Annotated in this window: 20 protein-coding genes; 10 read left to right on the forward strand and 10 right to left on the reverse strand. The window is 35.7% G+C overall.

The genetic code is table 11. From position 1 onward, the window contains the following. Positions 1-13 precede the first annotated feature (13 nt). The gene (gene mog / locus A6E06_RS05885) at positions 14-550 is read left to right on the forward strand and encodes a molybdopterin adenylyltransferase (RefSeq protein ID WP_065593109.1); all 537 of its coding nucleotides are present in this window, start codon (positions 14-16) and stop codon (positions 548-550) included. A 740-nt stretch (positions 551-1,290) separates the two neighbouring features. Here the strand turns inward: mog and A6E06_RS05895 are convergent. Then, positions 1,291-3,975, reverse strand: a complete 2,685-nt coding sequence (locus A6E06_RS05895; RefSeq protein WP_065593107.1) for a bifunctional acetate--CoA ligase family protein/GNAT family N-acetyltransferase — start codon at positions 3,973-3,975, stop codon at positions 1,291-1,293. 224 nt (positions 3,976-4,199) lie between these two features. On the opposite strand from A6E06_RS05895, the gene A6E06_RS05900 reads away from it, so the two are divergent. Continuing rightward, a complete protein-coding gene (locus tag A6E06_RS05900) occupies positions 4,200-4,766 on the forward strand; it encodes an SPOR domain-containing protein (RefSeq protein WP_065593106.1) in 567 nt (188 codons plus the stop codon). Positions 4,767-4,818: 52 nt separating this feature from the next. Next, the gene (locus A6E06_RS05905; protein ID WP_065593105.1) at positions 4,819-5,811 is read left to right on the forward strand and encodes a D-alanine--D-alanine ligase; all 993 of its coding nucleotides are present in this window, start codon (positions 4,819-4,821) and stop codon (positions 5,809-5,811) included. A 37-nt stretch (positions 5,812-5,848) separates the two neighbouring features. On the opposite strand, the gene A6E06_RS05910 is transcribed toward A6E06_RS05905, so the two are convergent. Next, entirely contained in the window at positions 5,849-6,763 is a 915-nt protein-coding gene (locus A6E06_RS05910; protein WP_065593104.1) for a tyrosine-type recombinase/integrase, read from the reverse strand. A 154-nt stretch (positions 6,764-6,917) separates the two neighbouring features. Between A6E06_RS05910 and A6E06_RS05915 the strand changes: the two genes are divergently transcribed. Together A6E06_RS05915 and yciH are read left to right on the forward strand one after the other, a co-directional pair. Continuing rightward, positions 6,918-7,268: a DUF3319 domain-containing protein gene (locus tag A6E06_RS05915; RefSeq protein WP_065593103.1), complete on the forward strand. Its 351-nt coding sequence runs from the start codon at positions 6,918-6,920 to the stop codon at positions 7,266-7,268. Positions 7,269-7,304: 36 nt separating this feature from the next. After that, positions 7,305-7,616, forward strand: coding sequence for a stress response translation initiation inhibitor YciH (gene yciH / locus A6E06_RS05920; RefSeq protein ID WP_065593102.1), 312 nt, complete (start codon positions 7,305-7,307; stop codon positions 7,614-7,616). A 280-nt stretch (positions 7,617-7,896) separates the two neighbouring features. Here the strand turns inward: yciH and A6E06_RS05925 are convergent, their stop codons facing one another. Beyond that, on the reverse strand, positions 7,897-8,760 hold the full coding sequence (locus A6E06_RS05925) for a phytanoyl-CoA dioxygenase family protein (protein ID WP_083190286.1): 864 nt from the start codon (positions 8,758-8,760) through the stop codon (positions 7,897-7,899). A gap of 415 nt (positions 8,761-9,175) precedes the next feature. Here A6E06_RS05925 and A6E06_RS05930 point away from each other — a divergent pair, with 415 nt between their 5' ends. Further along, complete coding sequence (locus A6E06_RS05930) at positions 9,176-9,739, forward strand: PhnA domain-containing protein (protein WP_065593101.1); 564 nt, start codon at positions 9,176-9,178, stop codon at positions 9,737-9,739. Positions 9,740-9,816: 77 nt separating this feature from the next. On the opposite strand, the gene A6E06_RS05935 is transcribed toward A6E06_RS05930, so the two are convergent. The 4 genes from A6E06_RS05935 to A6E06_RS05950 form a co-directional block, all read right to left on the reverse strand. Continuing rightward, positions 9,817-10,377: a hypothetical protein gene (locus tag A6E06_RS05935; protein ID WP_065593100.1), complete on the reverse strand. Its 561-nt coding sequence runs from the start codon at positions 10,375-10,377 to the stop codon at positions 9,817-9,819. 209 nt (positions 10,378-10,586) lie between these two features. Beyond that, on the reverse strand, positions 10,587-12,338 hold the full coding sequence (locus A6E06_RS05940; RefSeq protein ID WP_065593099.1) for an HD domain-containing phosphohydrolase: 1,752 nt from the start codon (positions 12,336-12,338) through the stop codon (positions 10,587-10,589). A 29-nt stretch (positions 12,339-12,367) separates the two neighbouring features. Next, on the reverse strand, positions 12,368-12,859 hold the full coding sequence (locus tag A6E06_RS05945; RefSeq protein WP_141676898.1) for a hypothetical protein: 492 nt from the start codon (positions 12,857-12,859) through the stop codon (positions 12,368-12,370). A gap of 48 nt (positions 12,860-12,907) precedes the next feature. Next, positions 12,908-13,330 (reverse strand): DUF3010 family protein, encoded by a 423-nt coding sequence (locus tag A6E06_RS05950; protein ID WP_065593098.1) that lies wholly within the window; start codon positions 13,328-13,330, stop codon positions 12,908-12,910. A gap of 420 nt (positions 13,331-13,750) precedes the next feature. On the opposite strand from A6E06_RS05950, the gene A6E06_RS05955 reads away from it, so the two are divergent. Further along, positions 13,751-14,221: a CreA family protein gene (locus A6E06_RS05955; RefSeq protein WP_065593097.1), complete on the forward strand. Its 471-nt coding sequence runs from the start codon at positions 13,751-13,753 to the stop codon at positions 14,219-14,221. A 57-nt stretch (positions 14,222-14,278) separates the two neighbouring features. Here the strand turns inward: A6E06_RS05955 and A6E06_RS05960 are convergent, their stop codons facing one another. Beyond that, positions 14,279-14,911: an OmpA family protein gene (locus A6E06_RS05960; RefSeq protein ID WP_065593096.1), complete on the reverse strand. Its 633-nt coding sequence runs from the start codon at positions 14,909-14,911 to the stop codon at positions 14,279-14,281. Positions 14,912-15,117: 206 nt separating this feature from the next. Between A6E06_RS05960 and A6E06_RS05965 the strand changes: the two genes are divergently transcribed. Next, positions 15,118-15,555 (forward strand): DUF3069 domain-containing protein, encoded by a 438-nt coding sequence (locus tag A6E06_RS05965; RefSeq protein WP_065593095.1) that lies wholly within the window; start codon positions 15,118-15,120, stop codon positions 15,553-15,555. A 44-nt stretch (positions 15,556-15,599) separates the two neighbouring features. Continuing rightward, positions 15,600-15,845: a DUF2960 domain-containing protein gene (locus A6E06_RS05970; protein ID WP_065593094.1), complete on the forward strand. Its 246-nt coding sequence runs from the start codon at positions 15,600-15,602 to the stop codon at positions 15,843-15,845. 4 nt (positions 15,846-15,849) lie between these two features. Here the strand turns inward: A6E06_RS05970 and viaA are convergent, their stop codons facing one another. Further along, positions 15,850-17,298: an ATPase RavA stimulator ViaA gene (gene viaA / locus A6E06_RS05975; RefSeq protein WP_065593093.1), complete on the reverse strand. Its 1,449-nt coding sequence runs from the start codon at positions 17,296-17,298 to the stop codon at positions 15,850-15,852. 32 nt (positions 17,299-17,330) lie between these two features. Beyond that, on the reverse strand, positions 17,331-18,980 hold the full coding sequence (locus A6E06_RS05980; RefSeq protein ID WP_065593092.1) for an ATPase RavA domain-containing protein: 1,650 nt from the start codon (positions 18,978-18,980) through the stop codon (positions 17,331-17,333). A 371-nt stretch (positions 18,981-19,351) separates the two neighbouring features. Here A6E06_RS05980 and ltaE point away from each other — a divergent pair, with 371 nt between their 5' ends. Beyond that, positions 19,352-20,350, forward strand: a complete 999-nt coding sequence (gene ltaE / locus A6E06_RS05985) for a low-specificity L-threonine aldolase (RefSeq protein ID WP_065593214.1) — start codon at positions 19,352-19,354, stop codon at positions 20,348-20,350. Positions 20,351-20,422 lie beyond the last annotated feature (72 nt).

Here is a 20,422-nt window from a genome sequence, read left to right on the forward strand (position 1 = left end):
ATAAGAATTCATTATGACTAAAAAAGCAAAAATTGGCATTGTAACCGTTAGTGATCGTGCAAGTGTTGGTATCTATGAAGATATTTCTGGTCCAGCAATTATGGCAACATTAAATGATTATCTAACATCTGAATGGGAACCTGAATATGTCGTTATCCCTGATGAACAAGATATCATTGAAAAAACACTAATTGAATTAACTGATGAAAAAGGTTGCTGCTTAGTTGTTACTACTGGCGGCACTGGTCCTGCAAAACGAGATGTTACACCAGAAGCAACAGAAGCCGTATGTGATCGTATGATGCCTGGGTTTGGTGAATTGATGCGTGCAGAATCATTAAAGTTTGTACCAACCGCTATTTTGTCACGTCAAACGGCAGGGCTGCGTAAAGATTCATTAATTGTAAATTTACCTGGAAAACCAAAATCTATTCGTGAATGTCTGGATGCTGTTTTTCCTGCAATTCCATATTGTATTGATCTAATGGATGGTCCATTTCTTGAATGTAATGAAGAAGTAATCAAACCTTTTAGACCAAAAGCAAAATAGGTTTTAGTATCAAATTCTATTAATATTTAAAGCCAATACATAAGTGTTGGCTTTTTAACAACTTTTCTCTTTTCGTAATTTTTTCAATGCCTTTTTTTCCTTCAACCTTTCTTTATATGCGTTGCCTTCGCTAAAACTCAGTAATTTATTAACATGAGTGAGAACTCTATTTAGAGTCTCGCAGCGCTTTGATTGATGATCCTTATAATATTTAGAAACACTTTTCGCCTGACTGGATGAAGAAAAGAGTAAGATAATTAAAATAACAGCTAATTTATTCATGGTATCCTCGCAATAAAATAATGTAGAGGGTAACTCTATTTTACATAAATAGTCGTTTCATCTTATTATTCTGAGTTCGATACTAAAGAACTAAGCAAAGGATAGTAATTGATAGAAACCTAAGTGTTAACCTCGTCGCTTCAACATCAAGTGTATTATGTTTAAGAAAACGTAATGTATCTCAAAAATTGTGACAGAATGTTTACAAAATTGGGTCAGAGGTATTTAATTTATTTTTATTGGTGGTATATTATGCAGGTTGATTACTTTTACACTAAATAGGATAAGTTAATGGAAGTTTTATTGTTAGTTGCATTTGTTATTGCTGGTGCAATTATGGTAAAAAAAGAAAAAACTGAACAAGCTAAATAATATAGATAACCCTTTTTAAAACACTTTATATCTATATAAAAACCAAGATAAACACTGTTTATCTTGGTTTTTTATTTTAGTAAGCGTTAATCATTTAAGATAAGATGCATTTCAACAACACCATCAGCCATTTGAATATCGATGTTAAATCCAAAATGTCGAGCCAATCCAACCATTCCTTGATTAGATGGCATAGTCATACCTGTCATTACTTTTATGCCTTGTCCCCGACAATAACGAATGATTTTATCCATAAGGATCTTTCCTAAGCCTAATCCTTTTAGATCTGATCTAACTAAAACTGCAAATTCTGTATTGTTGTTGTTAGGATCAGACAGTGCACGAGCAACCGCTAATATTGCTTCTTCACCTTCTATTTGTTTTGTTGCAACAAAAGCCATTTCTCGATCATAGTCAATTTGCGTGAAATTGGCTAAGGCTTCATGGTTAAACTCGCCAACATCAGAAAAAAAACGTTTATATAAATCTTCATGTGAAACTTGAGAAATGAAATCAGCGTGCTTGGGTTCATCTTCAGGAAGAATAGGGCGAAGCAACACCGAGCTGTTATCTTTTAATTGTGAAAACTCTTCTAGTTCATTAGGATAAGGTCGAATAGCCAAACGTTTATGTATATCCCCCGTAAAATGCTGTACCTTCATTGATGAATCAATAATAGTGAGATCCATACCAGAAATCAGCAGCGGATGAATATCGAGCTCAACAATTTCAGGGCAATCAAGTATCATTTGAGACAGGCGCACAAGAAAAGCACTTAAATCAAATAAGCTCATTTTAGTCGGTGTGTTTCTATTTTGAATGATATTTTCTTTAATTGCGTACTTTATCAAGTTCTCGGCTAACGCCATATTAAGTGGCGGTAAAGCGACAGCAGCGTTATTGTTTAGATCCCACTCAGATCCACCCTCACCCAATAAGATCACAGGGCCAAAGACGGGATCTTGACACACTTTAATTCTTAATTCTTGAGATCCTGCTCGCTGAGCCATTTTTTGTACACTAAGGCCTGAAATTCTTGCCGCTGGGTAACTTAGAGAGACTCGGTCAATAATGGATTGTGCCGCTAAGATAACTTCCTCTTTAGTATTTAAATTTAGCATCACACCTTGGACATCAGATTTATGTGGAATATCTGGAGAGCGAAGCTTTACAGCGACAGGGTAACCAATGCTTTCTGATATATATCCAGTTTCTACTGGTTCTTCAGTTATCCAAGTATCTACAGTTTTAAATCCATAGCATGAATAAAGGGCTTGTGTTTCATGGGTATCTAATTCGACGAGATCATGTGATACACAATCATCTAACCATTTCCGGGCCATTTGAGCATCATGTTTATTTATATGGCCAGAGGATACTGGAGTTTCAATTAATAATTTTTGGTTACGGTGATATTCAACCAAGTGAAGAAAAGCCGAAACCGAGCTTTCAGGCGTTCGATACGTGGGAATTCCCGCTTGAGTAAAGCGTAATCTTGCTTCTTTAGATGATGTTTCACCAGACCAATTAGTTAAGATTGTGAATTTTGATTTTCGTTTGTGGCTTTTAATTAACTCAATAAGTTTTACAGCCGTATTCGTCGCATTAGAAATAGCAGACGGACTGTGCATGATTAAAATAGCATCGCAATCATCACTATTTAAAAGAGCATTAACAGATTCACAGTACCTTTCTTCATTAGCGTCGCCCCCAATATCAATAGGATTAGAATGTGACCAATTTAGTGGTAATTTTTGATTAAGTGTTTCAACTAGTGGCTCTGTTAATTGCGCTAATTTCCCACCTTGTTGCATTAAGCTATCAACGGCCATAATAGCAGGTCCGCCACCATTTGTTATGATGGCTAAACGATGTCCACGAAAAGGAATAGGGTGCGCAAGGGTTTCTACTGCGGCAAATAATTCATGAGTATTAGATACTCTTAACATACCAGCACGTCTGATGGCTGAATCATAAACAGCATCTAGACTAATTTCACCATTGGTATGCAGTTGTGCAGCTTTACTTCCTGCTATAGAACGACCACTTTTTACGACAAGAATACGTCGATTTCGTGCCGCTGCTCGTGCCGCAGACATAAAGCGTCGGGCATCCTTTATTGAATCAATATAAAGTAAAATGGCGTCTGTTTTAGAATCGGAGCATAAGATATCAAGCAGTTCACTAAAATCAATATCAATGCCATCACCTAGAGACACGAACGCAGAAAATCCAATCTCTTTCTCTTTAGCCCAATCGAGAATAGTGGTACAAACTGCAGCAGACTGAGAAATAAAAGCAATATTTCCTTTATTTGCGTTAATAGGAGAAAAAGAAGCGTTAAGATTGACCCAAGGCAAAATAATCCCAAGACTGTTAGGGCCAAGAATACGCATATTATATTGAGTTGCGATTCGTGCAGCTTCATAAGGTAAAGGTTCGCCAATGCCATTACAATGCAGATTCATATCAGATGATAGGATAATAACAAGTTTGACTCCTTTTTCACCCAATTGCTCTAGTATCTTTATATTCTCTTTAGCTGGGGTGCATAAGATCGCAAAATCAGGCGTAATAGGCAGCGATTTAATATCATTATAAGCTAAGATCCCGCAAACCGAATGATAATGCGGATGTACCGGCATAATAGGTCCATCAAACTCACCATCAAGAAGATTTCGCATGACAATATGACCAGCTCGATCAGAATGAATTGACGCGCCAATTACCGCAATTGAGCGGGGCCGTAACAGTGTTTTTAAATCAGACATTACACACTCCCTTAATCCTTATATAAGAATAAGATAGCTGAGATTAAATAATTTAGTGTCATAGAGTAATATAAACAAAACACAGCGCACAGAAACACCTAATTTATTGCTATTTACATATAAATTCTGGAGTAATTGAACAGTTACAAGGCTAAAGACTTGATTGTAAGGAATATCAGGTGCAGAATTAGGAAATCAGCATCAATTATAAACTGTGAATTAAAATGAAAAGAATCATTCCTATTACGTTAACCATGCTACTAGCAGGGTGTACAAGTAGTTCGTATACCACAAATATCACAACAGAATCTTCAGAAGAAGTTTATCAAGTATCTCAACCTATTGAGCAAGAAGAGGTTACTTTTGAAGAAACTGAGGTTGCTGCAGTAGAGCAAGCTGACGCTGAAAAGCCAGTTGTTAAACTCACTCCAGAAGATACAGCCGCTGTTGCTGAATCTGATGCTGCAATCAAAATATTACCACCAACTCAACAACAAAAAGAGATGCATAATCGTTATGGGTACACATTGCAGATTTTAGCATTGAGCCGAAAAACGGATCTTACAAAATATGCAGAAAAACTTACTGGCGAACAACCAGTTTGGTTGAACCGTAAAACAGTAAATAATATGCCTTGGTATACTATATTATACGGCGATTTTGCAACACCTGCAGAGGCTCGAGAAGCCGTTAAGCAACTACCAGCAGACATTCAAGCGTATAAGCCGTTTGTTCGTAGTATCAATAGTATTAAAAATTCAGATAATCCTGAATTACATAAATTAAATTAATATTTAATCGGTGCGCTTCTAAGCTCACCGATTGTTTTTTATAGTGAATATTATGACTCATATCCTTTTACTTTGTGGCGGTAGCGGTACTGAACATGAAGTTTCTTTGGTTTCTTCAAAATACATTTCTCAACAGCTTTCTGAATTAAATGACTTCCAAATCACACATCTTGAGATAAAAGAAGGTGCTTGGTTTCATATTGAATCAGGTCTGAAATATGAACTACGCTCTGATAAATCATTACTTTGTGGTGAAGATAATTTAGGGCTTGTAGATTATGTTATCCCTTGTATTCATGGGTATCCAGGAGAAACGGGTGACATTCAATCAATGCTTGATATGTTTGGTATTCCGTATCTAGGTTGTGACGCTGAATCAAGCACAAATAGTTTTAACAAAATCACATCAAAGCTTTGGTATGACGCAATTGGTATACCAAATACTCCTTATTTATTCTTAACTGAAAATAATGAAGAGACTCATACCTCTGCATTAGCTGCATTTAAGAAATGGGGTGGGTTATTTGTTAAAGCCGCTTGCCAAGGTTCGTCTGTTGGTTGTTACAAGGTAACGTTGGAAGATGAGTTATCACAAGCAATTAATGATGCTTTTGGATATTCAGCTCAGGTTCTTGTTGAAAAAGCAGTAAAACCAAGAGAGTTAGAAGTTGCTGCTTATGAGATTGATGGGCAATTGTTTACAACGCCTCCGGGTGAAGTAACCGCCCCAGATGGTGCCTTTTATTCTTATGATGAAAAATATGGCAGTGGTAGCCATTCAACAACAAGTTTAACGGCGACTAATTTATCAGATGAGCAGTTAATGCTGATCAATACATACAGCCAAAGAGTATTTACTCAAATGAAGCTGAAAGATTTATCTCGTATTGATTTCTTCTTAACAGAAGACAACGAGATATATTTAAATGAAGTGAATACATTCCCAGGAATGACCCCAATTTCTATGTTCCCTAAATTATTAGAACATAATGGTGGTGACTTCAAAATGTTCTTACAAAAAGCGATATTAAACGCGATAAAATAAGAACAATGTGAGTGTTAAATGATAAATAAGCCTGATATTAATCAGGCTTATTTGTTTTAAATCGAGATTTTTGTCGCTCAGAACGTTCGATATTACCTATGTATTGGTTAGGCATCGCTGGACTTACCCAACGGCCCATTTCTTGGATTTCATGGATAGAATAACCACTTTTTGCGAGTTCTTTCGTCGCTCCTACACGGGCTGATAATCCTGAAAATTGAATATCTAGATCCAACAATTCATTCGCACGGCGGAAAACACGATAGATGGATGAATCGTTCAAATGCTTATTTGATACATTCTGGTGGCGATCAATCGCTCTAAATAAATACCCATCTGTTATTTTCGATGCGTTGATCCAATTCGTCAGAAGGTGGTTTGTACCATCTGAGAGTGGGTAATAGCATTGTTGCAATTTTACCATCCCATGGTTAGATTCATCGAAACATACATCATCCAATTGTAAATCTCGGAGTTCTCCACGTTTTAGAAGTAACTCAAACATTAAATGCCAAATACATAAATCACGAATATCCTTCAATTCAACCGAGTGAGAAAACAAAGTTTCTAACTTATCAAGCATCATCGCCGTAATACCTTCAGTCTGTTTATTGTCATCTTTTTTATCTAAACGGATTTTACCCAAAGCGACTTTTACCTGAGCTGTTTTAGTTGGGTCCTTCAAATCAAATGCAGCATGTATATGAGATATGGATATAAGTGAACGCTTAATAGAAGACAGTTTTTTTTCTTTAGCTTGCTTCTCTATAAAAATACGAATAGCCGTCGTTGAGGCAGGAAGAGCAACAACATGATGAAACTGACAAAATAAAACAAAATTATTCCAGTCATTCTTAAATGAAAGTAGACTATTATTGGAATAGTCCTTTTTTAAATGAGTGTTTAATGTCGCAATATCAAGTTCCGTTGAAAGGAATCTTTTTTTATCCATCCTGATGCACCATAACCTTTAATTATACTGTGTTGACTATACCATACTATTAAAATTGACATAAGATCACGAAATCTAAGTTTTTATCTAGTATAAAAGAATGAAATAATTGAACCTAGTGATTATCAATCAGGACATTAAAAGAGTAATTAGTATGAAGAAATCATTATACAGAGGATTCTTTATTGAAAATAAAACAGATATTCCTGATGATTGGAAAGTATTAATAAAAAACAAAGTGTTACATGGACATTTAAGTGCAGTAAAGAAAAGCATAGATTGGTGGAGCGACACCGGCTCTATTATTCAGCCCAAAGAATTTGGTGATATGGGCGAAACAGCCGTTAATGATCAAAAAAGTAAAAGCCAATCTGAAGGTTATAAAGGCTTTGCTATTAAAAATGACACTGGTGAAGCTAAGAGTTGGTATTGTTTATATCACGGTAAGTTAGCAAAAGGTTCATTACCTGCAATAAAAAGGTTTTTGGATAAAAACGAAAAATAATTTACAATCACATATCATTAAAAAACGAGATTAATTATGTCTTTAGTATATTCAACGGATGTCGGCCGTATTAAACAAGAAGAAGTAAAACAAGAACGTCCTAAAGGTGACGGTATTGTTCGCATCCAACGAGAAACCAAAGGTCGTAAAGGTAAAGGTGTTTGTATCATCACTGGCCTTGATATGGAAGATACACAACTTAAATTACTGGCAGCACAACTTAAAAAAGTGTGTGGTTGTGGCGGCGCTGTAAAGGATGGCGATATTGAGATCCAAGGCGATAACCGCGAAAAAATTAAAGACTTTTTAACTAAGCAAGGTCATACCGTTAAACTTGCTGGCGGTTAATCTTAAAGCGTTAAAATGAACGCTAATAATCAAACGATGAATACGAAGTATTATTGAATGATTATTAGCTATTTTATGGTAAATAGGATTATGGTTAAATGAGAGCAGGTTAACTGCATAAATAGATAGGGTGTAGGTTTAGATATAGATTATAGTTCTACTGAACCATATTTAACATAAGATATATAATGCGCACTACAAGATTAGTTAACTCAAGGGGGACTTCTGGTATAAAAAAGCCCACATTTAAGCAGGCTCAATCTTTATTGTTGATTTCATATTACAGAGTTACAGCTTCAATCGCAGTATTATCATAAACATACTCGTTTATTTTTTCTGATCCGCAATCGCTTTCATACAAAGCGTATTTTGATTTTAATTCTATGGCATTTATAAATAATCTAGGGTCATCTATATTGTTTAGTATTAATGGCTCTGGTAAACAATCGTCATCTATGTAGTCAACAAAATCTGCGGCTGAATCAAAGGTTAAAATATCTAATGCTAATCGGTCTAATCCATACAAACCACGATGTATCATATCCGCTGAGAAAACCAATAAATCACCAGCAGCAAGTGGGATCTTTTTTCCGCCTGATATGTCTTCATGGCTTTCATGTCCATTCTCTTCTTGTCTAATATCAAATTCTTCTGCAGTGTCCCAACGCTTATGTGTCCCAGGGATTAACTCCATGCCGAGTTCATCAAATAAAGGAACTCGAAGATGCACGACTTGCGTATCGTGGATTACTTTTTTTTGTATTTCAACGTCATGATCGTACTGACAATCTCGGTGCCAGAAATCTCTTTGTTGAGGCTTTACTGGATTAAAGAATAATTGAGTATTCATGAAAACAGGATTCGTAGGAATAACTAGCTCTACAGCATTCATTATTTTCTTTGAGCTAATGAAGTTAAACAGTGTCACTCTATCGTTGAAGCCTAAGTATTGGCTGCCAGTAATTAAAGACGAGTTAAATGCTTCTTCTTGATAAAATTCTGCGTTGTCTTTTTTCCATAGCTCATGAAACTTTAATATTATTTCTCTAAGAGATGAAATTTCAGATGCCGTAAAATAATTTCTAATAACAAAATACCCTTGTTCCTCATAGCTACTTTGCAACTGATGTTGATGTCTTACCATTTAACGACGATGACCTCTATTGGATAATGGGAACGAAACTGTCATTAATGATGTCAGTCATCATTCTTGGCTGCTGCATAGTACTGGTTAATTGAAGTCATTCAAGTTTAATCAGATAAAAAGGCTAAAATAGAACGCTAGATCCGCTTTAATTTTAGGTTGTATGCGCGAATTTAGACAAATTTTCTTTAAAAAACTGAATTTATTAGATTTACTCTGCGTTAGATTATTTGTGAATAGCCGATAATTTTAACGCCATTTACGATTATGTTTTACCTCTTTGAAAACCTATGTTTACGCTTGTGATACCAAACCCCCGATTAAGAAGAAAAATTACAGTATTCTCACCGCATTCCTTCTTCTTATGGTATAAACTTGGCATAATATAAACACAATTAAATAAACAGGCATTATTATGAGCACTGCAAAAACGCTATTAACTCGTTGCGATTCTAAATGTGAACTATGTGGTTCAACTTCTTCACTTGCACCATTTGCTGTGCCGCCAATGACAGATATCAATGTAGATAACTGTGTAATGATTTGTGATACTTGTACTTCACAAATTGAAGATCCAGCAACTATGGATGTAAATCACTGGCGTTGTCTAAACGACAGTATGTGGAGCCAAGTTCCTACTGTTCAAGTTATGTCTTATGTTCTTTTAAGTAAACTAACAGAATCATGGGCTCAAGATGCTCTAGACATGATGTATGTTGAAGAAGATGTTAAAGAATGGGCTGAAAAAGCACTTCTTTCTGATGGTGAAAAACCACGTGACATCAATGGCGTTGAACTTAAAAAAGGTGACGACGTAACGGTTACTAAAGACCTTCCAGTTAAAGGTACTAACCAAGTTATCAAACAAGGTACTGTTATCCGTGGCATTAACCTTGGCGACGACCCTCGCCTAGTTTCAGGTAAAGCGAACGGCGGTCAATCTATGTATGTAATCGCTGAATTCTGTCGTAAAAAGTAATTCGTTACTTAGTAACTAGATAAACAAAAAGACGCTAATATGCGTCTTTTTTTATACCTAATATCTAAATGACTATCTCAGTCCCTGCTCCATTCATATACAGTATCGTCCCCTTTATCCTTAAAGAAGTTTGAGTGCTTCTGAATGAATTGATCTTTTTTTAATTCTTCAATTGGCCAATTAGAGAAATCTTCTGATAGATTAAAATCTAATGTCTGTAGTTTAAATGTTGAGAGGTGTTTTACTACTTCTCTTAACAGGTAAGATTTTCCATTATCTTCACACACAAAATTAGCACTTTGTTCGGGTAAATCATTTAATTGGACTGTGGTTGGAATGATGGCTTTTGGTTGGCAATATTGTTCATGGATGACAATAATTTCAAATGTGTTTGTGTAGGTAACATCAACATAAGTAGATATCTTATTTATCGTATCAACACGCCTGAAGATGAGTTGTTTTGTGTCGTTAGTTCTTGATGTCTGAATGCCGTTAGAAAACGGTTCATAGTATGCCCAAGACCAGCTCCATACCATATCGCGCTTTAAATAATTAAGCTGCGATGATGAGTGTTGCCACAACAGTCCTAGTATTAAAAGTGCACTTACAATGGTAATGGAAAGAATCGATTTAAACATGGTAGTGTCCTTTGGTTAGATCCCATATAGAACGGTAATATAATAAAAGCTACTACGTGTTCTATTTAAAAATATGCATATATAGTCAAATTCATTTGTATTACCCCCGAGGATTTTCTAACAAAATGAATTTTTATTGAATTTATTACCAATATGAATACTAAATAAATATCATGTTTTTATGAAAAAATAGCTGCTTTTCAACGATGTCAATCAGGATACTCAGTTCTGATAGCAACAAATCTTGGTATGTTATGTAAAAATAATTTGCATAAGTTAGGGTCAAATTGTTTGCCACATTCTTTTTCAAAAAGCATTATTACCTCATCCAAAGACCAAGCTTCTTTATAGCAACGTTTACTCATTAACGCATCGAAGACATCAGTAATCGCTGTTATGCGAGCAAAAATATGAATTTCCTCTGCTGTTAGTTTATTTGGGTACCCTTTTCCATCCCATCGCTCATGGTGCTCTAGTGCAATTCTCGCAGCAGATTGCATAATCTCACCATCGCCAGAGGTTAATAATTTATAACCCAGTATGGTATGAGTTTCAATAATGGTTCTTTCTTCTTGAGTTAATTGATCTGGTTTGTCTAATATTGCTTCTGGAATGCCAATCTTACCTACATCATGCATTGGACTAATCACTTCTAATAGCTCGTAATCTAATTTAGGTAATCCATAAATACGACCTAGTAATTTTGACATTTTAGCTACTCGGCGAACATGATTCCCTGTTTCACCTGAACGGGTTTCAATCGCTTCTCCAAGAACTTCAATCATTTCTTTTTGAACGGTTAGCGTTTTATTTTGTAATGCTAATATGTGAGATTTGTTTTCATTTAATTCCTTCTTACGTAATATAGCTACATATTGAGTAATAATGATCCCAAGCATCATGGTTACTAACAAAGTAATAACCGTAATTATATTTCTATTCTTATATAGATAAGAAGAAGGCTCATTAACAATACTAGAGGCATAAGGAAGGTTTTTCTTTTTTAAGTTAAATCTGTCTATCATACTCGCGTCAAATAAATAGCCTTCCCAAGCAGATGCTATGTCCGATTTATTTTCTGTTATGGTAAATTTCAATTCATTACTGAGAGAAATAATGGATTGAACGCCTAATGAATACGAGCGATTGACATACCCACCTAAGATCCCGTGTCCAATGTAATGCTCCCAAAATACAAAAATAGGGATCGAACTATTCTTTGATAAGACTGAAGCAACAACTTCGTAGTCATAGTATTTGTTTTTATTTAACTCGGTATTATAGTGCGTTAGAAATGCTACCGAGTCTTTTGGGGCTTTGGAAAGAAAGTCAGCAGCCTCAACAAGTGATTCATTATTAATGATTTGAGTCGTTAAATTTGGATACTGTTTTGCTTTAGCTAAGAAATGGTGTCTGATTAATTGAGAGGTTAAGCTATTGTCACTCAATAAATAAATCGTTTTAGTGTTAGGGAATAATGATTGAGCCAGTTCTAAATTTTTAGTTATATGGTCATATTCATAATAGATGGTCGTTCGTTTTTTTAAAGTACCTAAATCAATAAAATGATTATTAATACCGATAGCAACGATTGGAATATCTGGATATAAATGGTCTGCATTTTGAATTAAAAAGTTAATCGCATTGTCATCAGAGGCAATGATGGCATCAAAGTATTTGTCTGCGTATTTATATTGTAGGTAGGTTTGGAGCTTTTCGTGGTACTCACTTCCATTAACTCGTTTTGAATCCATATATTCAATAGATAGGCGAATGCTTTTATCTGATTTTTTTATTGTATTTTTAATCCCTTGCTCTATGTTCATCGTCCATTCATAGGAAGGGCTATAGGAGTGTAATACAAGAATATTAATAGGTTTCTCTGTCTCAATAAGTTGTGCAAAAACGACTTGTGAGATTAAAGAAAGAGAAACCCCGAATAATAAGAGAAAATGGCGCATAAACTTAGCTCGTTCAAATAAAAATAAGCTTACGTTCGGGTACAGGAGATAAAAGTTTCCCCCGTTAAGGCCGTCTGTTGTTCCATCACTACACTTAAAAATTCATTAATATCTAACGCATGACTTGTTATGGAAACGTCAGAAACAAACATTACGTTTTCTGATATTTGAGTTAAACAAGCACCAATCGGTTGCATACCATCAAGAGCAATGAATAATTGATAATCATCACACAAGTCAATCTGAGTTAGAAATTCAAGGACATGATCGTACTCGGCATTCCACTGTTTTGCGACGGTCATTGCCCATCGAATGGTTAATCGATGTTCTGTAACCTGTAAGATTGATACATTATCGGCTAGCGTAGAAGAAACATAGTTGTATTCTTCAGGAACTCTAACTTCTTGATTTAGGTAGATATCTCGGCCTTTTACGCTTTCCGGTGTTGGAAAGTCGACATTAACCTGACTTGATAACCAAGCTGATTTTTTTTGGTTGAATGTGTTCAAATCTATAGACATAAGTACCTACAAAAAAGGATGGTTAGCCCATCCTTAAATAATCGAAAATTATAAGTTTAAGAAAGCAAAACCCGTTTCATACGCTTCTTGCTGAAAACCTTTAAGGCCAATTTCTTTTACTCGAAGCATTTCAGGTGCGCGCTTAAGGCTCGCTTTTTGATCCATTGCTGGTAATACTTCAACTTCAACAGTTTCAATCAACTGAATAGCTGCTTCTAGTTTAAAACCAACAGCACCACCGGCAAATTTACCTTTCATTACGCGTTCTTTAATAACAACGGCATCTACTTGGTAGTCTTCCATTAATTTTTTAAATTTAAACTGAAAATCACGGATAGATTCCGTTTTAGATGGCTCAGTAATATCAAATTTAGCAACACGACAATCTGGTAGGTCAATCATGCCATCTGATTTGTTAATTAAACAGATGATTGCTTCATTACCTTTAAGCTCTACGCCACATACTTTCATTTTAAAATCCTAACAATGTCTTGAACTGGTTGATTATAGCCTAATTTAATTAAATAGATACGTTGAATCTAACAATAAAAATCAAGCATTAAAAATCATTGACCCCAGATATTACAAAAATCTGGAACACACATTCTTTGCTGTGATGGAGAGCTACAAGCACTTAATAAAAGAGCCATAAGAGCTACAGTAATCATTTGTTTTTTCAAGGTATATCTCCACACTTGCATTGATAGAATAGATATTAATACATTTTTAACTAATTCAGAAACCAATTTGCGATTTAATCGCGATGATCGCCTTATATGATTTATGCTAAAGTAATGACATCATTTATATTTTTAGCATAAAGTCCATGCTCAAATCGACTAACGCTTATGCTACACTCTTTATATATCGTACAAAATAAGAGAACCTTTAATGAAAAGAATCATTTTTGCACTAAGTCTCACGACAATGCTGGCGGCCTGTTCAGATAATGAAGTTGGTGACGTATCACTTGGCATGTTCACCATGAAAGACATAAAAGTATCAAACTTGGATGATGAAAAAATTCCAGGGGTCACCTGTCATATCGCTTCAATTGAAGCAAACTTGAGCTTTTCTGACCCAAGCGACTCTTCAATCTCATGCCGTCAAACGGGCGAGATTACGCCTGATATGATAGCTCAAATCGATAGAAGCAAATCGGGTGAAGTGGTATTTAAGCAGTCGAAAAGTATCTTCTTCAAGTCGATGAAGGTTAGGCGTATCTATGATGCAGAGAATCAAACCCTACTCTACTTGTCTTACACGACAAAAGAGACAGAGGGTAGTTTCAAGCACAGTCTTTCTACAGTGCCATTGTGGGGAACTAAAGCGTACCAAGAACAACCGGTTTCAGTTCAATAAAATAATAGGAAAAGGGATAGAATTACGTTCAATCCCTTTTCTAATTCTTTGCGTCGGTTACCAATGAATCTTTAATACCGTAATTTCAACACGGCGATTGCATTTACGACCAAGAATCGTTTCGTTATCACACAAAGGAAGGTATTCCCCAAATCCACGCGAATACAACTGGCTTCTACTTAACTCATTATCCAATAAATAGCGGCGAACTTCACTCGAGCGCATTTCCGATAAATTTTGATTATTTATTGAATTTCCTGAAGCATCAGCATGACCATCCAGCACTAACGCTAATTCAGGTTTTGTCGCCATTACTGAGATCAGCTTATTTAGAAGGTTTCTAGCTAATGGCGTTAATTCAGCTTTGGCACTTGAGAAATGTACTTTTTCTTGGATTGTAATAACAAGCTGATCCCCATTCATTTCATGATAATTAATACCCAGTTCTGAAAATTGCATAGCCACTTTTCTCATGACGTCATCTTTCAATTCGCCATTGGGTCCAGTTAATGGACTAATCGCGGTATCATTAATTAATCCACTTTTTTCTGATAACTTATCTATAGGATCTTCAAATGTTGGATATGGAGTGTCATTTTTAGTTTTCGGTGCAGTATCTAATAAATTATTCCCCATTGGTGCACAACCGACTAGTATTAATGAAGTACATAATGATAAAACTTTAAACATGATTAATCCGAGTAATAATATTCCTATCTCTTTTATCGACATTAGTGGTTATATCTTTACTTAAAAACGTGTTTATGTGAGTCTTATCTTGTCTTTTTGCTTCTAAATAGAACAATTAGGATGCTATTTTCCTATCCTGTTATGAATAGAATTGACATTTTTTGTGGTCTGGTTACCATTTATTTTTTATATGACGAGAAATGCCCATGTCTGAAGTTGAAAACACACAAAAAGAAGCTATTGATTTAGCAACTATCTCTCCAGAACTTAAAAAAGTAATTGAGTTTGAAAGCGTTCCTGAAGAAATGTGGCACATGCTTGTTTCTGTTCATGAAGTAGCTGAGATTGCAGTTCGTGAATCTTGGGATGAAATGCCAGCGAGTGCTCAACAAGTATTAGATAACTTTGAGCAATTCCATGCACTAGTTTCTTTAAGCCAAAGTTACGCTGGCTATGATTTTATGGCGGAATTCGCAACTATCGATCTTCCTGAAAATATGGACGAAGATGCACAAGCGGAATACCGTTCTCAGCTGCTTGACCAAGTTCTTCACAATTGTGTTAAAGATCTTGTTAAGCAAATTAAAAAGTCGCGTCGTGATCCAATCATGAGACGTGAACTGGCTGAAATCTTCAAGAAGTAATTAAGATAAGGATGGTTTCGACCATCCTTTTTCGAGGAATAATAATGGCTCGTACTGTTCGTTATACTTATAAATCAGAAACGAAAGAGATTGCTTTTTCGTTCCGTGAATTTCACGGTCCATTTGAAGCTGCAGCAGCGGCAGAAGGCATTGATATCTCTAAATTTGATACCATGCTAAAACAAGTAGAAATGGCATCAAACAACCCTGGTGCTGTTAAAGATTTTCGTCACAGCTACTTCTCTAAATTAGGTTTTAGTAAAGTACGTTTTGTGAAAGATGAAGAATAACGCTCTATCTGATTTGCGTTAATCTACCTAGCATTGATGGATGATAAGACCATGTATGATCAAACATCGCCATTAATGCTGGATTTCCATATTTAGATAAACAAACTGCATGAAAACGATTCTTATGCTGTTTTACTTCTTGAACCATCGTATCAATGTGCTCTGATTGTGTTGGTGCAATAAAATCAGATAACACAACTAAATCTGCATTTTTATATTTATCGCCATGCATTAGTTGAATTGACTGCTCAAGTACAGGCTCTAAATCTGTTCCTCCATGAAATGTATACGATAAAAAATCCGCCACTTCTTTTAGGCCATCTTGCTTTGTTAGTTCATAAGTAATTTGTTGTGTTGAAAAGAGAATAACATAACAATCTCGCCCTTCTGCCAATGCTATTTGCATCAAACCATAAGCTAATGCCTTAGCGCATTGCTCAGGGAAACCACTCATAGAGCCGGATGCATCCACACAGACGACAAATGGCCCCTTTTCGATTAAGGTATCGCTAGATGCTCTTGAGTGTGCTGTCACTTTACGTAGCTTTCTATCTGCCCCTTCCATTCGATAATTCATTAAACGCTTATCAACAAGATGCTGATAAAAAATAACTTCAAGTTCGGGATGAGATAAAAATAAGGTTTCGTTAGGTAATAAGCGGCTAAGATCGTCCCCTTCTTGTATACCTACGATATCGTCAGTAACAAAATCGCTCTTTTCTTCCACCACTTTAACTTCTTCAGCTATGGCTTGGGAACGGTCATTATCTGGGGCTTCATTTGCCATGCGACCAAGTTTAGACGCAATGTCTTGAAGGCCTTTATTTTTATTTAAAAAACGAGCGTGAAGTTTCATAATATCGACATTAGATTTAGTCAACTTTGCAGAGGCCATATCCCACAACTTGCCTATTTGAGCCTCGTCGCCTTCTACCGTGACAGATTCCATTGTTTTTAAGGTTTCAATACGTTGGTACAAATCGGCAAGTAGCTTTTCTTTATCTTCTTTTAATTCGGTTAATTGTGCTTTTTTTATCGCATCAGAAAGACTTTCATACCAACGCTCACAAAAAAAACGTGGGAACATTGGATTAAACAAGCCTTTGTTATTTTTTACTAATTTACTGGCTTCAATATAGAATGATGAATGCCATTCTAGTTTGATGATGATGCTATCAATCTGCTCGTAAAACTCATTTTCGCTCCAGTGAATAACTTCTTGATATAAAGCTAATTCTTCTTGGATCCGTTCCGTTTCACACACTTTAGTCATTTTGTGTTTTACTTTGCCACGCCATTTCAAAATATGATTTTTAATGGTTGGTTTAATGTTAGGATTTGACTTAGCAGCCGTTAAAAATTGAGGCCGAGACAAGACCTCTGCAATTGAGGAGTCAATCATCCCTGACTCGGCAACCATCATAACTAAATTTAACGCGTCAGCACCTAACATACATTTCCTTGTGAGTAATAATACATATTATATTAAGAGTAATATTCTCTAAAATTCAACACTCTACGACTTGTGCTCTCAAATTGAGTTTTACAATCTTCAATACGTTGAGCCAATAATTGTAAACTGCTTTCAATGACAGAAGGTAAATTCTCTTCAATAAAGTTATGTGGAAGTGCAGCATGAAACTGAGTTCGACTTTTTCTTAATTGATGTTCTGCTTCTGTTAGCTTTGCGTTATTCAGCGCAATGCTTTTTTCCCATTGTTCAAATTGGTTTTGCTCTGGGTTATTATGACCGACCATACCAACAAGAACAGATCGATTTGCGATATCTTTGATTACTAATCTAGAATCAGCATCTAATTCAAAATTTAAAACGCATAGGTTAGGGTTTTGATTTACATAACCGTAAACCGTCGCTTTACCTTCTTTCATCTGCTTTGCAATATCATCAGGATTTACAAACACCCAACGACTATCACCCTTCTCACTTTCTGAAACCGACATGTTTGATTGAAGCATGACTAGTTTAATCAATTGATGTGCAGAGCCAACACTGTATCTTTTGCCTTTATTAAAATCGAACTCATAGCTTTCTTTTTTCATTAGTCGATTACCGCTGGCTTCGATATGAAAATTAATACTTTGTTCAACCAATACTGACGATTCCATTTCAATTATATCTGTTTGGATCATGTCAATGTTCAACGAAACGTTTTTTTGATCAAAGGCTTTTTCTGATGCAAATGTTCGAATATTGTCTCTTACTTGTTCACGGTTTTCAGGTGTAGTCCATAAACAATCTTGTAGTAATAAAAGATCCATTGGATTAATTTCATCACGACCACTAAAAAATGCGGATGCTTTAAGGAGTTTTACTGATTTTTTCCAGCGACGGTCAGATACATAAAGGTCATCATCATAAGCGGAGCTATGTTTCTCTAGCATTGATTTAAGCTCAAAAAGCTTTTCAAATACGTCTTCAGATAACGTTAATCCATCAAATTCTTTTTGCCATTGATGATATTCAGCATCTGTAACAACTAAAGAGGGATCAATGTCTGTTTCTTGTATTGTCCCTGTCATTAACATGGACTTAAAATTATTTTTATTTTGAATACGATTTACAAACACACGCACTAACATTCGATCATATAGTGCATCTAATCCACTGTCTTCATCAGGGAGTTCATTAGACGCAGAGATAAGTAGTCGCATAGGAACAGGGAGGATTTCACTGCCATTTTTAAATGTTTTTTCATTAACAACGGTTAATAAGGTATTTAAGATCGCAGGCCCAGCTTTCCAAATTTCATCTAAGAAGACAACTTGAGCATTAGGTAGATAACCTTCCGTCAAACGCACGTATTTCCCGTTGTCTTTTAATTCCTGAATCGATAATGGTCCGAAGACTTCTTCTGGGGTAGAAAATCGTGTCATTAAATATTCAAAATAGCTGCTGTTATCAAAAGCTTTAATCAGACGCTTTGCAATTAAGCTTTTTGCGATACCTGGAGGCCCAAGTAAAAAAACACTCTCTCCAGAAAGCGCAGCAAGCAGACATAACCTCATTGTGTCTTCTCTTTCATATACACCATCAGACAAGGCTGTTGTCAATTTTTGGATGCGCTCTGATAACAATGCACGTTCAGCACTAGTTCTAATTGAGTTACATTGCATTACATTCCCTTACAATTCTGATGTCATATGATATTGAGTATAATGTAATTTCAATAGTCATTATAGTTACATATTTACATAATTGTTTGATAAACAATCATTTTAACTACCTAATTAGTCGTATTTCCCAATTTATGACCTTTTTATTCGTTAATAATAATGCTTAAGCGTTGTTATTTGATCATGGTAAGGATGTAAAAATGAGGTTGATTTCCGTTGAATTGAATTAACGACTATGACATTAAATTCAAATACATGTGTTTTTAGTGATGGATTGTTACATTTATAAACACTATTATAGCGTTGTTGAAATATAGAATAATGGCAAGAAATCCTCTCTAGTAATAAATGGTAATCAAGGAAGAAGCATGATTGATTTTCGCTCTGACACCGTAACTCGCCCAACTCAAGCTATGCGTGATGCTATGGCTAATGCCCTTGTTGGTGATGATGTTTATGGTGATGACCCAACTGTAAATGAATTAGAACAATGGACAGCTGAACGTCATGGATTTGAAGCAGCATTGTTTACCTCTTCAGGTACTCAAGCTAATTTACTCGGTCTAATGGCGCATTGTGAACGTGGTGATGAGTATTTATGTGGGCAACAAGCGCATAACTATAAATACGAAGCTGGCGGAGCGGCGGTTTTGGGTTCAATTCAACCTCAACCGATTGAGAATAATCCCGACGGTTCGTTGTGTTTTACGAAACTAGCGGCCGCTATTAAAGCGGATGATTTTCATTTTGCTCGTACAAAATTGTTAAGTCTTGAAAATACAATTAATGGAAAAGTGTTGCCATTGGCGTATCTCGCTCAAGCTCGTGAGTTTGTTAATAAGCATAATTTGGCGCTTCACTTAGACGGTGCTCGTGTTTATAACGCAGCAACAGCACTTAATGTTGATATTAAAGAGATCGCACAACATTTTGATAGCATGACAATCTGTTTATCAAAAGGCCTATCCGCTCCCATTGGTTCTTTATTGTTAGGCCCTAAAGAGTATATCCAGAAAGCACGCCGCATTAGAAAAATGTTAGGTGGTGGCATGCGCCAAGCGGGTATCCTTGCTGCCGCGGGTAAATTGGCATTAACTGAGCAAGTTCCTCAGTTAGCTATAGACCACAGCAATGCAAAATACCTTGCTGAACAATTGAATACAGTGGATGGTTTTTCTGTCAATGTTGAACATATTCAAACAAATATCGTTTTTGCAAAATTAGACATGAATGTTGATATCCACCACATTGAACAAAAAGCTCAACAACAAGATATCTTAATCTCTGCGGGTAACCCTATCCGTTTTGTGACTCATAAAGACATTTCAAAAGATGATATTGATACGTTTATTGCTTTTTTAAAGGTATAACTGTTCGATTATAGCCAGTATTGATACAGAAAAAGAGCATGTTAAGGATGCTCTTTTTTGTATGCTTTTTAT

It is taken from the genome of Aliivibrio sp. 1S175 (assembly GCF_001690985.1).
Classification (GTDB): Bacteria; Pseudomonadota; Gammaproteobacteria; order Enterobacterales; family Vibrionaceae; genus Aliivibrio.